The organism is Flavobacterium sp. FlaQc-48 (assembly GCF_044007335.1).
Taxonomy (GTDB): Bacteria; Bacteroidota; Bacteroidia; order Flavobacteriales; family Flavobacteriaceae; genus Flavobacterium.
This window is the reverse complement of the sequence record NZ_JBIPCR010000005.1, coordinates 345111-361335: the sequence shown is the minus strand read 5'-3', so window position 1 is coordinate 361335 and position 16225 is coordinate 345111. Positions and strand designations below refer to the sequence as shown.

The 16225-nt window shown below is 34.6% G+C and carries 16 protein-coding genes; 9 read left to right on the top strand and 7 right to left on the bottom strand.

The features are described 5' to 3' along the window. Positions 1 to 131: 131 nt before the first annotated feature. From ACHRWY_RS11045 to ACHRWY_RS11030, 4 genes are all read right to left on the bottom strand, one after another. The gene (locus ACHRWY_RS11045) at positions 132 to 1541 is read right to left on the bottom strand and encodes a tetratricopeptide repeat protein (RefSeq protein ID WP_395354546.1); all 1410 of its coding nucleotides are present in this window, start codon (positions 1539 to 1541) and stop codon (positions 132 to 134) included. 57 nt (positions 1542 to 1598) lie between these two features. Continuing rightward, positions 1599 to 2486: a hypothetical protein gene (locus ACHRWY_RS11040; protein WP_395354544.1), complete on the bottom strand. Its 888-nt coding sequence runs from the start codon at positions 2484 to 2486 to the stop codon at positions 1599 to 1601. Between the two features lie 120 nt (positions 2487 to 2606). Then, the gene (locus tag ACHRWY_RS11035; protein WP_395354542.1) at positions 2607 to 4151 is read right to left on the bottom strand and encodes a patatin-like phospholipase family protein; all 1545 of its coding nucleotides are present in this window, start codon (positions 4149 to 4151) and stop codon (positions 2607 to 2609) included. Positions 4152 to 4411: 260 nt separating this feature from the next. Continuing rightward, a complete protein-coding gene (locus ACHRWY_RS11030) occupies positions 4412 to 4954 on the bottom strand; it encodes a hypothetical protein (RefSeq protein WP_395354541.1) in 543 nt (180 codons plus the stop codon). Positions 4955 to 5220: 266 nt separating this feature from the next. On the opposite strand from ACHRWY_RS11030, the gene ACHRWY_RS11025 reads away from it, so the two are divergent. The 5 genes from ACHRWY_RS11025 (at position 5221) to ACHRWY_RS11005 (ending at position 9130) form a co-directional block, all read left to right on the top strand. Continuing rightward, positions 5221 to 5553: a hypothetical protein gene (locus ACHRWY_RS11025; RefSeq protein ID WP_395354540.1), complete on the top strand. Its 333-nt coding sequence runs from the start codon at positions 5221 to 5223 to the stop codon at positions 5551 to 5553. 4 nt (positions 5554 to 5557) lie between these two features. Further along, positions 5558 to 7069, top strand: coding sequence for a T9SS type A sorting domain-containing protein (locus ACHRWY_RS11020; protein ID WP_395354539.1), 1512 nt, complete (start codon positions 5558 to 5560; stop codon positions 7067 to 7069). Between the two features lie 64 nt (positions 7070 to 7133). Further along, positions 7134 to 7658, top strand: a complete 525-nt coding sequence (locus ACHRWY_RS11015) for a hypothetical protein (RefSeq protein WP_395354538.1) — start codon at positions 7134 to 7136, stop codon at positions 7656 to 7658. A gap of 90 nt (positions 7659 to 7748) precedes the next feature. Continuing rightward, positions 7749 to 8510, top strand: coding sequence for an MBL fold metallo-hydrolase (locus ACHRWY_RS11010; protein WP_395354537.1), 762 nt, complete (start codon positions 7749 to 7751; stop codon positions 8508 to 8510). A 170-nt stretch (positions 8511 to 8680) separates the two neighbouring features. Next, positions 8681 to 9130 carry a protease complex subunit PrcB family protein gene (locus ACHRWY_RS11005; RefSeq protein WP_395354536.1) on the top strand — a complete coding sequence of 150 codons (450 nt, stop codon included), beginning with the start codon at positions 8681 to 8683 and terminating at the stop codon, positions 9128 to 9130. Positions 9131 to 9153: 23 nt separating this feature from the next. Here the strand turns inward: ACHRWY_RS11005 and ACHRWY_RS11000 are convergent, their stop codons facing one another. Further along, positions 9154 to 9324, bottom strand: coding sequence for a hypothetical protein (locus ACHRWY_RS11000; protein ID WP_395354534.1), 171 nt, complete (start codon positions 9322 to 9324; stop codon positions 9154 to 9156). A 200-nt stretch (positions 9325 to 9524) separates the two neighbouring features. Between ACHRWY_RS11000 and ACHRWY_RS10995 the strand changes: the two genes are divergently transcribed. The 3 genes from ACHRWY_RS10995 to ACHRWY_RS10985 all read left to right on the top strand — a co-directional run bounded on the left by ACHRWY_RS10995 (position 9525) and on the right by ACHRWY_RS10985 (position 11921). Beyond that, positions 9525 to 10082: a YdeI family protein gene (locus tag ACHRWY_RS10995; RefSeq protein WP_395354532.1), complete on the top strand. Its 558-nt coding sequence runs from the start codon at positions 9525 to 9527 to the stop codon at positions 10080 to 10082. 75 nt (positions 10083 to 10157) lie between these two features. Further along, a complete protein-coding gene (locus ACHRWY_RS10990; protein ID WP_395354530.1) occupies positions 10158 to 11060 on the top strand; it encodes a PhzF family phenazine biosynthesis protein in 903 nt (300 codons plus the stop codon). Positions 11061 to 11102: 42 nt separating this feature from the next. Beyond that, a complete protein-coding gene (locus ACHRWY_RS10985) occupies positions 11103 to 11921 on the top strand; it encodes a hypothetical protein (protein ID WP_395354529.1) in 819 nt (272 codons plus the stop codon). A 64-nt stretch (positions 11922 to 11985) separates the two neighbouring features. Here the strand turns inward: ACHRWY_RS10985 and ACHRWY_RS10980 are convergent, their stop codons facing one another. Together ACHRWY_RS10980 and ACHRWY_RS10975 are read right to left on the bottom strand one after the other, a co-directional pair. After that, on the bottom strand, positions 11986 to 13119 hold the full coding sequence (locus ACHRWY_RS10980) for a DinB family protein (protein ID WP_395354527.1): 1134 nt from the start codon (positions 13117 to 13119) through the stop codon (positions 11986 to 11988). A gap of 163 nt (positions 13120 to 13282) precedes the next feature. Further along, entirely contained in the window at positions 13283 to 13510 is a 228-nt protein-coding gene (locus tag ACHRWY_RS10975; RefSeq protein WP_310282570.1) for a CDGSH iron-sulfur domain-containing protein, read from the bottom strand. Between the two features lie 540 nt (positions 13511 to 14050). Here ACHRWY_RS10975 and metG point away from each other — a divergent pair. Then, complete coding sequence (gene metG / locus ACHRWY_RS10970) at positions 14051 to 16108, top strand: methionine--tRNA ligase (protein ID WP_395354526.1); 2058 nt, start codon at positions 14051 to 14053, stop codon at positions 16106 to 16108. Positions 16109 to 16225 lie beyond the last annotated feature (117 nt).

Genomic DNA, 16225 nt, shown 5'->3' with positions numbered 1-16225 from the left:
TTTAGTACTTTAAATATACTTATTCTTTATTCTTTATTCTTTATTCTTTATTCTTTATTCTTTATTCTTTATTCTTTATTCTTTATTCTTTATTCTTTATTCTTTATTCTTTATTCTTTATTCTTTATTCTTTATTCTTTAATCACCTTAAACGTTTCAACAACATCATCAATTGTAACTTTCAAAATATAAAACCCTGAACTTAATGCTATAACATTTATTGTTCCGTCGATGGTTTTTCCTTTTAAGGCGCTTTTCGATTCGAAATCAAAAAACTCGAAATCAAAGTTTTTAGTTTTTACATTCTCAACCGAAATGGTTGTTTGAGCCGGATTCGGGAAAACATAAGACTTTTTAAGAGTTGTAACTGCGGGCTGAACATTATTGCAGGCACTTTCCAGCAACGACGGTAAATCTGCCTCGTCATAAGCCAGCGTATAATTAAGGTCATTAGCTTTTTGGAACCATTCACATGCTTCTTTATACTTATGCTGATCGAGATAAATAATACCCAGATTTTTCATCGCATACGAATTGTTTTTATCCATATCTAAGGCATATTTCAAATCAGCAATTCCTTTATCTGATTCTCCAAGTTTATGATAAATTAAACCTCTGGTGGTTCTTAAGTCCCTGCCACCATATCCTATGCTCTTCTCAATGATCGTTTTTTCGTATTTAAAAGCGACATTAACATTTTCCATTGCTTTTTGATATTCTCCTATATCGCTGTATAATATTGCAAGTGCCCATCTTGCATGTGCGTGATCTGGTTTTTTAGTTACAATTTTTTCTAAGTAGTAACGAGCCAAATCATAAGACTTTCTTCGCTGTAATAATATCGCAAAGTTGTACAAAATACGCAAATCATCGGGAGCGTTTTTAATCGCCTTATAACAATAATTAAAAGCAAAACTGTCCATTTCGAGCGAGGCATATATATTAGCCAATCGATCGTACAATTTACTTCTAAAAACCGCTCTTGTTTTCTCTAAAGAATCAGACAGGACAATATCTTTATTTTTAGGATCTTTATCAATAGAGTATTCTACCTTTTTTAGATCTTCAAGCGCCAAAGTAGTATTACCAAGACTAATACTTAAAACACCGCGATTGAACAAATCGTTAACCTTAGTCGGGTTATAATTCGTTTTTATATTGATTTCGGTCATCAATTGCAGGGCTTTTTTTACTGATTCTTCTTTGTCTTTGTTAAAAGGCAATTTATGATCGGTTCTGCTGACAAGTTTTCCGTGGGAAAAATTCCATGTGACCAGTTTTTCCCCTTGTTTATTGTACTGAAAAGCATTTGAATCTTTAAGACCTTTCTCATCATAATAAAAGACTTCATTTAGTTTTCCATTCGAATAATAGGTTTTGGTACTGTCCGGTTTTTTATCCGGTCCGTACCAAATTTGTACCGAAATTACATGATCGTCATAATAATAACGGGTAACATTATCGGCTGTATCTCTGTTTTTTACCTGACCTGATACGATTACAGGCAAGAGCAGCAAGACAAAAGCTATTTTTTTATACATCATTTTACTTTGTCCGGCTGATTATTGAAAAAGTTAAATTCAGATTGGTATTGCATTTTAAATAAATCTCATTTTATCCGTGGCATCAAACGTATAGTTTTTTCCGTTATATTTCAATACTTCCGTTTCTTTTTTAGTTTTTGCATTCGCTTTCACATCGATATCATCGCTCATATTTGATTCTTCACATGAGAAGTTTTTTGAAATAATCAAATCATAAAAACCATTTGTTTGGGCATCCGAAACGCGAAGTCCTGAGACCAGCGTTTCTGTTTGATCCGTAGTGCCATCAATAGTACTGGTATTGGCTCTTCCGATGGTATAATTGTATAATACTTTTTTAATTTTAGTATCATCTAAAGTAACAATGGTTAATTTTTCCTTTAAGAACTGCACTTGTCCCCCACCTGCATTAAATCTGGTATAGAACGCAATTCCGGCTGTGGTTTCGTTGAGCCTGATTAGCTTTTTGAAAATATGACTTTTTGAAATCTGCACTACTTCATCTTCAAAATATGTTAAATTGCCATCATCTTCCTGTGCTATGATTTTGCCGTTTATGGTGCGGGCAAACACATATTTTCTTTCGATGGAAATGCCTACTTCCTTATTTACATTTTCAACAGCATAAGCAATTACAAAAAAGGTAATCTGATCGTTAAACTTCACAGAGCTTGTTTTATCCCTTTTGATATCAGCATATTTAATATTGGTCTGTGATATTACTTTTGCCAATAAATTTAAATCTAGTTCTTTCGAATCATCTATACTATCCGTATTTGTAAATAGTACACCGCCAATTGCATTTTCGAGTCCGTTGTTTTCGGATTGGATTTGCGCAACTAATGTGTCGTTTTGAAGCTTTTCGTCTCCGGAACTGATTTCCTTTTTTCCGCAGGATAGTAATAACAGAAGGATTCCGCTTAGTAGTAGGTGTTTTTTCATTGGGATCTTTTTTTTGAAATTATGCAAGGCAATCATTCTGAGTTGTAAAACTCATTCAAATATATAATTTCCCTACAAAATTTTCTAAAAAAATCAGAAAATGAAAAAATAATTATTAATTTATTTATGTTCTACCAATAATTCCTGTAATTCATCGGTTTTTAAATAAGCGGCAAAGCGACCTGACAATAAGAGTACTTCTCTTTCTTCGGGTGTAATTCTCAATTTGGTTTCAACATGTGACGCATATTCATACAACAACAAAATTTGCCTGGCCGTTAAATCTTTGAATTTTTCTTTACTCAGTGTAGCGACAATAATTTCGCCGTCTTTGTCTTTTTTAAAGAAATCTTCTCCAAACTTTGCAATTAGTTCCTGCTTGAAATTTCCATACAATCGTACCCAACTTCCCGATTCGTCGTTTGTGTTTTTTAATTCTGTTACCAAATCCTCATACTCTTTATCCTTGTCAAGCTTTAACAGATGATCCCTAATAGTTGTAAAACCAATAATCTGATAATTGGTAACCGGTATTTTATAACGTTCAAAAGTATTTTCGACATCTTTATCAAAGGTCATATATCGGGTTTGTACCGTATACAAAGAAGCGGTTTCAAACAACGAGATCAATCTGATTTTGGCATCGGTGATATAAGGTGTTTTCTTTCCTTGTCCAAGACAGTCAATAAAGAGTGCCTTTTTATTTATGTCTTTCACCTTCACATCATTATGAAGCAATTCGACCAGGGTTTTATAGCCCATATTGTCTGAAGCGCCCCCATCGACAATACACAATATTTTATCCTGATTTTTCACTCCAAACTTCACTTTTGGAAGCACTCCCGGAAAAGCAGAACTTGCTGTAATGGCGTAGGTAACCGGAAAATTATAACCGTCATTGACTTTGTTTTCATTCAGTGCAATCGAAGCTTTATTGGGGGCTAAGGACGAATTTAAATTTAAACCTTTAATGATATGCGGCATAAACGGAATTCGCTCGCCATTATTAAAAGCCGTTCCATTGGCCACAAACATGGGCAAAGAAGGAATAGATTTACTGTCTTTGGGAAGAAAAAAATCAGACAACAACATTTGCGAATTGAACTTATTGGTGTTCTCCGGATTCAGGGCATCATATTGTAAAATATCCGAATCGATTCGTTGTGTCATCGATATTTTATCGCCTTTTTCGTTTCGGCTGTTGTTCAGTAAAGACAGGATATTGGCCGATTTATCGACATAATCTTTGTAGGCATCTGCTTTTGAAAAGTAAAATTCGTTGAAAGAACAATTTTCATTGTATAGTTTATTCTTCAGAATCGTTAAATAATAACCCGCAGAGAAACAGCCTCCGGAGACGGTAGAAAAATAATCGATCTCTTTTAAAAAGTTACGTTCAGAATTGGCTTCCTGAATTTCTTCCAGTCCTAAAAGTACGCCCATACTAAAAAACTGTGCTCTCGAACCTCCGCCCGAAATACCAATTCCTAAAGCAATATTGGGATTTTGAAATTTTTGATCGCGCTCCTGAACGGACTTATAATCGTTTAAGGAAACAGAAGGAATCGAACTATAATTGATTTCTGAAAAAAGATTTATTTTGTTTTGAGAAAATCCTGTCTGAAGGAAAAGAAAAAGCAATATCTGACAATATCTACATCTCATTTTTTGACTTTTTATAATGCTAAATCACTAAGGGCTAAATTAGTAAAGTTATTTCACAAAGTAACACGAAGATTTCCCAAAGATTCGCCAAGTTTTTTTTTAAAGAAACTTGAATTAATCCTGCAATCCCAAAGGCACACAGGTCATACTGATTAAATCTGTCCAAATCTTTTAAACCTGCCTGAAACAAAAACTTAGCGCCTTTGCGAGATTAAAATACCGTCTCGATTCTCTATGTAAAAACCTTTGAAACCTAAAAACTAAGCACGCTTTATCTCATGCCCCACATATTCCTCCAAAGCCGCAAACATATCATCTACCGAAAGCACTTCGAAATCAGGGTGGTTTTTTAAAAAATCAGCATTTAATGTAACCAGATTTTCTTCTAATTCATAAAAAGTATCGTTGTTCAGTAAATCTCTGGTTGGGTTTACGCCTTCCAGTTTTCCGCTTACAAATTTATTGAGCTTTACGCTGCTCATTAATTTTACCTTTTTGCTTTGTTGCCGGAATAACTCCAAATGTTTTTCGGCACCAATTAAGGCCAAACCTTCTTCGATAAGTTCGTTCAGTTCCTTGTTCCAGCCTGATCTATAAACAAACTGGGCAAAATTTCCTTCGGCATATTGCGAATAGTAATAATCTAAGTAATAACTCATCAACGCATCTTCATGAATAAATTCGTCATCAACACCTTCTTCACGCATTAAATTGATCACCGAAATATTAGAGTGAATAACATCCTGAAGATTTTCACTGTTCATTGCTGTTTCAGAAACTAGTATTCTGCCAAATTCCTCCATTTTCTTTTTTTTTAAATTGATTTGCAAATTTCGGGGAAATAATAATAGAAACGCGAATAATTTTTTGGGCGTTACCCTCCGGGTCGGGCTATTCGCTGCAAGTCCTCACACTTCCTTCGTCAGGCTGCGGGCTTTACGCTACTATCCCTAACGCGCACTTAAGCTTCATAAGAAAACTTTTTTTGTAAGATTAGTTTTAAATAAAAAAAAGAGTATTTTAGTGCCATAATTTTCAGAAATAAAAATCAACCCAATACCAAACGCTTATGAAAAACTTTACTTTAATCATTATTTCTCTTTTATCTTTTTCAATCTATTCTCAGAACAGATATGAACTACAAGACAATGGAAAAGAAAAAAATTATTTATCAGACACAATAACAAAATTGGCTGAAAATAAAATCATTACAAAAGAACCAATTGTAGTCATTGATGGTATTCCGTATCGTTTTCAAGATCTTGAAAAAGAAAAACTTCCATTATCAAAAAATAAAATTCAAAAAATTATCGCCATTGACAAACAAAAGGGAATTAATATTTATGGCAATTTTGGAGAAGCCGGAGTTTTAATCATAACAACCAATAAAGAGAAAAAATAAGGCTATGAAAAGAACAATTTTACTTTTAATTTTTAGCTGTTCCATATCGTATTCCCAAACAGATGGCAGCTTAGACACATCATTTGGAACAAATGGAAAAGTTATTACAGATTTATCATCCAGTACAGATTATGCATTCGACGGGATTCAATTACCCGATAATAAAATTCTTGTTGGCGGATACACGACTTTAAAAGGTCAGGATAATTTAATACTAAAATATTTGCCCAACGGTGCATTAGACACTTCATTTGGAACAAATGGCTATTCAATTGTTGAGTTTGGAAATGATTTGAGCCTGGTAAGAAAGATTGGCATACAAAATGACGGAAAAATCATTCTGGCCGGACGTTCAGGCGCTTCTCTCGCACATGCCACCATATCAAGACTCAATACAGATGGAACATTAGACACTACTTTTGGAACTAATGGTATTACAACAAAAGTAATCGGATCAGAATCTGACATCCAGGGTTTACATATTTTACCTGATAACAAAATAATTGTTGTGGGATATGCCTTAAACAGTAACTCAGATATCCTGGCCATAAAATTAAATGCTGATGGAACTTACGATAACAGTTTTGGCACAAATGGTGTACAAATTATCGATTTTGAATCATTATCCCAGAGAGCCTTTTGTTCTGTCATGAATGGTGACAAAATTTTAATTGGCGGCGTAGTGTCCAATCCTACAGAGTCATCATTATTAGTACAGTTAAATTCAGACGGAAGTATCGATAAATCTTTTGGCTTAAACGGTTACAGTTATGCACAATTTGGTGCCAATTTACAGGACAATTACGACCGGTTCATGACCATTAAAATTGCTAACAACAAAATCTATGGTGTAGGTTCCAGAGCAACAAGTGCTTTTAAGTACGTTATCAATCTGGCAAAATTTTCAATTGATGGTCAACTCGACACTACATTTAGTGACGATGGTAAAATATTAATTGATACCAAAAGCGAGAAAGATTTCATTAATGATATTAATATCTTACAAAACAATTCAATTCTTCTGGCCGGAGTAACATCAACCACATCCACATCCAATAGCTTACTGATAAAACTAAATCCTGACGGAACTTATAAAACAAATTTTGGAGTTAAAGGAATCGTAACGACAAATATGAACTCCTCGAATAGCACAATCCAAAAAGTAATTGTAAATGGGGACCATTTTATAACAATAGGTACGACCAGCCCAACTGCGAACCCCAATATAGGTTTGGCAAAATATAAAAACTCAAATTCTTTAGGCATTCCCGAAAACCAGTTCAAAGGCAAGAATTTTAATGTTTTTCCTAATCCGGTCAAAGACAAACTCAACATCACATCCTTATCCGGTCAAAAACCTGAATTTGTAACCTTAATTAATGCAAAAGGACAAACCCTGTTTCAAAACAAACTTAATACAGAGCAAATAAATGTAGAAAGTCTTCCTAAAGGAATCTATATTTTAAAAATTTATTCCGAAGGAGTAACGGAAAACGTAAAAATAATCAAATATTAAAACCAAAAAACACCTGAGAGACCGGATTGGAAATCTGTGCGCACAACGATAAAAAAACTTAATTATGATCACGAAATACATTTTAATTGGCTTAACAACACTAATCCTTTTAAGCTGTCATGAAAAAAACTTAAAAATGGAGTCTAAAATTGAATCCAAAATAGATGAAATAGAATTCTCTTATATGGGTGGACTTAAAATTCCTTATAACAGAATAAACATAAACATTTCTAAATCATATAATAAGGATAGTGCCGTTGTATTTGTTCAGAGCAAACCATTATTCGACGATCCGAAATGGGCTTATAGTAAAATTGATACCGTTTTAAAAATTGATTACAAAACTTTTGAAAGACTAGCTGCTGTAACGGCTTCCCTTGACGAAATAAACATGGACAAAGCGCATACAAATGGGCTTGACGGAAGTACCTGGAAAATAGAGTTTGGATCTAAAGGCAAAAATAAAAGCTATCGTTTTTGGTCTCCCTATTCCGATTCAAAAACGAGAGAACTAACTAATTTCATAACTCTTTCTGAACAAATTATAGAAATTTCAGGCTTAAAAAAAGAAGAAGTCCTTAAAAACTAAACTTCCTTCCAATTTGTTTTCCCCTTAAAAGAAGAAAACAATTACATCCTATATAGTTGCCATCAACGTCAATCAATCAAATAAAAACACATGCCTCAAATCCATCACCTAAACTGCGTAAAAATTGTTTCACCCGTAAACGACAATGTTTGCGGACATTGCCTTTTGATTCAGGAAAACGACAAACTCATTTTAATCGATACCGGAATCGGGCTTTTAGACATTCAAAACCCAGAAGAAAGAATTGGTCAACAACTTATAGACATGGTGGGCTATCGTTTTGACGAAAATCAAACCGCTTTAAAACAAATAGAAAAACGGGGTCTTGATCCTAAAAAAGTTACCGATTGTGTTATTTCGCATCTGGATAACGATCATATTGGTGGCCTGGCAGATTTTCCAAACGCTACTGTTCACGTTGGAGTGGAAGAGTATGAAAGTTTCAGTTCCGGAAATCCGAGATATTTAAAAACCCCTTTATCCCACAATCCAACAATCAAGACGTATGATAAATCTGACTTGAACTGGTTTGGGTTTGAGGCCAGAAAAGTGACGGCAACTACCGAAACCGAAATTTTTCTGATTCCTCTTTTCGGACATACTTTAGGGCAATGCGGTGTTGCCTTAAAAACAGAAAATGGATGGTTGTTTTATATTGCAGATGCTTATTATATGAGAATTGAACTTACAGATAGCGATCATCCGGTAAATCAATTGGCAAAAATGAGAGCAGAAGACAATGACCTAAGATTAAGCACATTAGACAAAATTAGAAATTTGATAAACAGTCAGCCCGAAATCGAAGTTTTCGGATACCATGATATCGAAGAGTTTAACCTCTATAAAAAGTAAACCCAGACAACAGAGACTTCTATTTTTTCGCAACAACAAGATTAACAACAGGCTAAACCCTATTTTAGTGCAATACAATTTGGCAAATCAACGCAACCTTTTACAAAAAGAAACATCTGTTAACAAAGAGAATAGTACAAAATCATTCTCTTAACTCAAAACCAAAAAACATGAAACAGATTATTACCCTCTTTGCTATTCTTCTTTTGTTGGCCGGCTGCAGCAATGATGATTCAAACCAGTCTAATATTACTTTTTCCGTAATTGCTCAAAAGGACCTTAGCCCCTCTGATCAAAAACCAATTTTAGAAACAAAAGTGGTAATTAAAGACACTCCGGCCTGGAATGCTTTTACAACCCAATTGAATGTAGTTAACGAGGAAACTAAATTTTTTAGTGAAACCAATATCGATTTCACTAAATATCAGATTATTGCCGTAATAGATCAAAAATATTTAAATGGCGGACACTCTATAGATATTACCAAAATCACCGAAAACAACAATAGTATATCTGTAAAAGTCGAAAAACTACACACAGGAAATATTGCCACAGTAATTACACAGCCCTATCATATTGTTAAAATCGCCAAATCATCAAAAAAAATAGTTTTTAAATAAATGTTTTAGAAATAGAATCCTATTTATTTAATATCAGATTCGTCATTATACTTTTTTTCATTCATTTTTGCAACTAAAGCTTTCAAACGTAATGCCTGCACTTTTTTTTCTTCCTGAAGTTTGGCTTTTTTCCGTTTTAGCAATTTAGTATGCAAAGCCTTATTTTTTCCGTTTTTTTCAGGTCCTTTTGCCATAGTTGATACTGTCTTTATTACGTTTACAAAGATAAAGAACTAATTATTAAGAACAGATTACGAATTCGTTCAGGTAAACTAAGAAAGAAATACAGAAATACTGTATTTGTAAAAATGATTATTCATTAATTTTGTCTGGATTAATCAGAGTTCTGATTGTGATCCATAAAACGAAAACAGCTTCAATAACATCATTCAAAATGGCCCCAACCTTCTTTCCCACCCAGGAAAAATTCAGAGCATGGTTAGAAAAGCATCACCAAAACGAAACCGAACTTTTGGTAGGTTTCTACAAAGTGAACAGCAAAAAACCATCTATGTCGTGGTCAGAATCGGTAGATCAGGCGCTTTGTTTTGGGTGGATTGACGGCGTTAGAAGATCCGTTGACGAAGAAAGCTATTCGATCCGGTTTACACCCAGAAAAAAATCAAGTATCTGGAGCGCCATCAACATCAAAAAAATCGAAGATCTTACTCAAGCCGGACTTATGACACCCAGTGGTCAAAAAGCATTTGACTTACGATCTGAAGAACGTTCCGCAATTTACTCGCACGAAAAAGAACCAGCTGTTCTTGATCCTGATTTCGAAAAACAATTTAAAGCAAACCCCTTGGCATGGGAATACTTTAATAACCAGGCACCATCATACAAAAAAGTAATGCTGCACTGGATCATGAGCGCTAAACAGGAAAAGACCAGAATTTCAAGACTTGAAAAAACAATACATATAAGTGCTGAGCAAAAACGAATGTTGTAGCAACTATTGCTTTAATATACTATAAACAGTAACTTTATTCCGTCTAAAGAAGTCTCAGCTAAAAAAGAAAAAGGAATGAATGGAAGAAAAGCATTAGAATATTACGTTTTAGATGTATTCTCAAACGAAAGTTATAAAGGAAATCCGCTTTCTGTAGTTTTTACAGATGGTCATTTAAAACTGGAAACTTATCAGGATATTTCTAAGGAATTCGGCTACTCTGAAACCTCTTTTGTTTATTATTCCACAAGGGAAAAAGCGCTAACAGTTCGTTCGTTTACCCCAACAGGAATTGAAATCGATGGCGCAGGACATAATTTATTAGGCGCAGTCTGTGGGGCTCTGCTCAAAGGAATGCCCATTTTTGATGAGCAAAACGAAAGCGAGCCTTTTGTAATCATGAAACATTCAGCCATTCCGTTAACGGTAAGTTTTGATCCGGTTTCTTTTTATCCTGTGGTTCAAATGCATCAAAAATCGGCAGTTATTAAACAAGAAATCCCAACCTATAGAATTGCGGTTGCACTTGGCTTAAAAATTGAAGATTTAGATGTAAATGCTTTTGTTCCAACAATCGTTAAAACAGAAGTTGCCCACACCATGGTTCCCATAAAAAACAGCCAATTACTTAATAGTTGTGTTCCGGACAACCAACTGCTCATCGAAATTTCAAAAGAATATCAATTCGAGGGATTTTATTGTTTTACTCTCGCTGATGAAAATCAGGAACATATAGTCGAAACGAGATTTTTTAACCCGATTATCGGAATAAATGAAGACCCTGCGACAGGAACAGCTGCGGGTCCTTTAATTGGCTTTTTAACACAAAAGAAATTCACTAAATCCGACAAAGAATACAAAATTCTTCAGGGTGTAAAATTAAAACAGGCGTCAATGATTGAAGTTATGAATCGCGAACAAGATATCCTGGTTGGAGGTTCTTCGATTATAACCATGAAAGGAGAATTGTACTTATAAAATCTGATTTTATCAATTATCCAAATCCTATAAAAATCATATATGAAGAAATTAGTTGTTATTTTAATTCTGATTGGCGTAAACTGTTATTCACAAAAGAAATTAAACGATAAAATAACTGAAGTTGTCACTGAGGGTAAAAAATTATACCGATCAGAAATGGCTTCCTGGTACGGAACAGACTTATTTCTTGAAAAATATAAAGAACGAGAAAAAATTGGCGGCTATTTTTCTTATTCTGAAAATGAAGTATCTAAATGCATCTTTTTTTCTCAGGATAACCATCCTAAAGTTATTGGCACCATCATTTTTGATGCTGCTTATAATATTAAAACTGCCCGGGTAGAGACAGAAGAACGAAACTTTTCTAAAAATGAAAATGACCTGTATATTATTCGCACCAAGGCATTAAACGCTATTAAAACCGATACTGTTTTCAAACATTATCCAAATTCAAGTCTTAATCTGATTCCTGTAATATCCAATAATGAAAAAAAAGTATACGTTTTAACAGGACCTACAAACAACGGAGTTGTAATATATGGAAATGATTATCTTCTCCATTTTGATGAAAAAAACAATTTAAAAAGCACCAAAAGATTACATGCAAATATTATCCCTGTCAATTTTGGAAACGAAGAAAACATTACTTTAGCCTCAATTCATAGCCATTTGCCTCAAACGGGAGATTTAATTACGGCAACAGATATATGCACAACCATGCTCTACGAAAAATTCACTAACTGGTCAACAGTATATGTAACTTCACAAAAATATGTTTCAATATGGAATTGCAAAACCGATGAATTAACAGTAATGACTACTGATGCTTTTGAGAAAATAAAAAACGATAAAAAATAAAAACATGAATAGTTTTAAAACAAAAAAAGCTGCACGATGCAGCTTTTTTTTATACCCTTAAATTCTATTTTTTAATCTCTTGCTCAAGTTGTTTTAATGTTTTTTGTTGAGGCGGAATTCTTTTCTTCAAAAACAAAATCTGCCCCAAATGACTTGACTGATGTTCCATAACATGAAACCAGCAATATTGATTGCTCATGTCATATTTCGCTTGAACCTGCACAAACCAGGCATCATCTCTTTTCTTTAATTCCGAAATGGTTTTTGCTCTCACTTCATTATAATTATCAAGATAATATTGAATATTATGCCCTTTAAATTCATCTCGCGCACCCTGATCAAGATTCAAAGCAGTCTCCCATTTTTTCTTTTCTTCTTCGTTAAATTCTCTGTTTTCAAAAGTAAGAACCTGATAGTATTTTTCGGCTGCGGCCAAATGCATTACAAGTGCCCCAATTCGGTTTGCTTTTTCATCATGCAAATAATCAATTTCATACTGATCCATATTCTTAACCGTTTCTTCAACCCGATCTTTAAGGTCTTCCAGCATCGAAATCATGTCAGCAATTTTTGGTGAAGCGCCTTCAACGTTCCCTATTTTTCCGGTTTCTTTTATTACAATACCACTTCCTTCAAGTAATAATGAATATTTTCCGTCTACGCCTGATTTATCTGAAGAAATTTTAAATTCCTTAACCTTAACATTTTTTTGTTTAGCATTGCCCAAATTCCATTTTGGGATATCTGTATTGGTTGCAGGCATTTCAAAACTTGAATTTAAAATTGTTACAGGTTCAAAAACACCTTTTGCGTTTTCGATAAATAATTGAAATTTATCAAAATAAAACTTTCCGTTTAGCTCACAAACTCCTCCAAAAACTAATGTTTTACTATTCTCATCAATCGTTCCTTCGACAGTATAAGATTGCCATTCTCTTGATTTTATGGGTCTGTTGTGCATATTATCAGCGAAGCCTTCTTCATCATTTTTATTAAAAACTCTTGCGAAAACCCCTGACCAGGCATTTGGTTCATCAGACTCTACTTTTGCCGAAGCAATTACCCTGAATTTTTTCTTTACCGGAGTTGCAATGTCTATCGTTTGGCGGAAAGCCATCCATTGGCTGGAAATAACTTTTTGTGTTTGAGCTTCAGCAGAAATAAAGCTTAAAAAGACAAACAATATGATTTTTTTCATTTTTAAAGGTTTAACATTTTTTTGTAAATATATATTGTTTTTTTAAGAGTAAAACAAATTATTCACTTGAAAATTCGCTCAAAAAACAAATCATAAAGCAATAAAAAAGCTGCATGAATTCATGCAGCTTTTTTATTGTTCAAACCAGAAAAAAGAATTTCTCTTAGTTCGTTTTCATTGGTGGTAAATCGAATGCAACAGAATCGTGTTCGAAATTATTACGGTGTCCGCCATCGCAAAAAGGTTTGTTTGCAGATAATCCGCAACGGCAAAGTCCTAATGCAGCTCTTCCTTGCAGTCCGTAAACAGTTCCTTCTGAATCCATGATTTCGAAATCACCTTCGATTTTGATAGATCCGTTTTTATTGATGATTAATTTTGTCTTGCTCATAAAATTGTCTTTGTTTTTTCAGGGCAAAGATTGCGAAATATATTCTGAAGATTTTAATTCGGATGCTAGTTTAAACTGGTTCTATTTTATGGGCTTATTTCACAGAGATACACGGAGGTTTTTTTATGTATATGGCTTAAAATAATCCCGCAAAGGGGCAGAGCCGCAAAGTTTTATATTAACATTCATGTTAAATGGATTAAACCCCACCCTAAAATATGTTCCAAGACAAAGGCTTCTCTAAAAAAAGTTACAAAGGAACAATCTGTTTTGTAGGGCTGGACTTCAGTCCAGTCTAAATAGCGCAAGAAATTCCGCAAAAAATGTCGTCAATCGGGATAGAGTTTCTAGTGTGATTTCTCCTGCGTCAAAATGACAAACTGGGACCAATTCTCTTTGTGGCTTAGCGCCTTTGCGCGATTATTTCAATCCTGAAAAATAAAAACCTTTGCGAATCTCAGCGCTTTTTCTCTGTGAATCTCCGCGTAATAACAAAATCTCAATTCTATTGCTTATTTTTGCACTCAATAAAATTGAGTTATGACACAGAATCCAAAGAGATATACGATTACGGCGGCATTACCATACACCAACGGACCTATTCATATTGGGCATTTGGCGGGGGTTTACGTGCCTGCAGATATTTATTCGAGATATTTACGTTTGCAGGGAAAAGACGTTGCTTTTATTTGCGGAAGCGATGAACACGGCGTTGCTATTTCGATGAAAGCCAAAAAAGAAGGAATTACACCACAAGAAGTTATTGATAAATATGACGGAATTATTAGAAAATCATTTGCTGATTTTGGGATTTCGTTTGATAATTATTCCAGAACTTCGGCTAAGATTCATCATGATACGGCTCAGGAATTTTTTAGAAAACTGTATGATAATGGTGATTTTATTGAAGAAATAACAGAGCAATTGTACGATGCAAAAGCAGATCAGTTTCTGGCAGATCGTTTTGTGGTAGGAACTTGCCCAAGATGTGGTAATGACGGAGCTTACGGAGATCAGTGCGAAAATTGCGGATCGACTTTGAATGCAACGGATTTAATAAACCCAAAATCGACAATTACCGGAGAAACTCCGATCTTGAAATCTACAAAACACTGGTTTTTACCTTTAGACAGATATACTGAATTCTTAACAGAATGGATTTTGGTTGGACATAAAAACGACTGGAAGCCTAATGTTTACGGACAGGTTAAATCGTGGGTTGATGGCGGACTTGAACCTCGCGCCGTAACGCGTGACCTTGATTGGGGAATTGATGTTCCGGTGGAAGGTGCCGAAGGAAAAAAATTATACGTTTGGTTTGATGCACCAATCGGGTACATTTCATCGACTAAAGAATGGGCGCTGCGTGAAGGAAAAGACTGGGAACCGTACTGGAAAGACGAAGACACAAAACTGGTTCATTTTATAGGGAAAGACAATATTGTTTTTCACTGTATCATTTTCCCGGCAATGCTTAAAGCCGAAGGAAGCTATATTTTGCCGGACAATGTGCCTGCAAATGAGTTTTTGAATCTGGAAGGAAACAAACTTTCGACTTCTAAAAACTGGGCGGTTTGGTTACACGAATATTTAGAAGAATTTCCAGAAAAACAAGATGTATTGCGTTATGCTTTAACATCAAACGCTCCTGAAACTAAGGATAATGATTTTACATGGAAAGATTTTCAGGCGAGAAATAACAATGAATTAGTTGCGATTTTTGGGAATTTCATTAATCGTGTTGTGGTTTTAACGAACAAATATTACGACGGATTTATCCCAACTCCAAACGAATTATCTGAAGTTGATGAAAAAACGTTGGCAGAATTAAAAGCGTATCCAGCCGTGATTTCGAGTTCGGTGGAACGTTACAGATTCCGTGAAGCTTTGGGCGAATTGATGAATGTTGCCCGTTTAGGAAATAAATATCTTGCCGATGAAGAGCCTTGGAAAGTAATGAAAGATAATCCGGAGCGTGTAAAAACTCAAATGTATGTGGCGTTGCAAATTGCTGCTGCGTTGAGCGTTCTTGCCGAACCATTTTTACCTTTTACTGCGGCTAAATTGTCAGGAATATTGAAAAACGAAGGCAAATTGAAATGGAATGATGTTGCTGAAAATTCAGAATTGATTCCTGACGGACACCAAATTGGTGAAGCTGAATTATTATTCGCAAAAATTGAAGACGAAGAAATACAAAAACAAATAGACAAATTGGAAGCTACAAAAACCGCTAATCTTGCCGAAAACAAACAACCGGAACCTCAAAAAGATTTAATTCAGTATGAGGATTTCGCTAAAATGGATTTACGCGTAGGAACCATCATTGAAGCAGAAAAAATGCCAAAAGCCAACAAACTTTTGGTGCTGAAAATTGATACTGGAATTGATGTTCGCACGATAGTTTCCGGAATTGCCGAAAGCTTTTCACCAGAAGAAATCATTGGTAAACGCGTTACGGTTTTAGCAAACCTTGCGCCAAGAGCTTTACGTGGTGTTGAAAGCCAGGGTATGATCTTAATGACAACAAATGCCGAAGGAAAATTGGTTTTTGTAAATCCAGATGCTGACGCACCGAATGGTGAAACGATAAACTAAAGTTATCAATATAATACATTAAGAAAGTTATCGGCCTAAAATACCTGGCAGATAACTTTCTTTATTTAAATACGTTTGTACAAATAATCATACTCAACTTATACAATCTGAGAATAA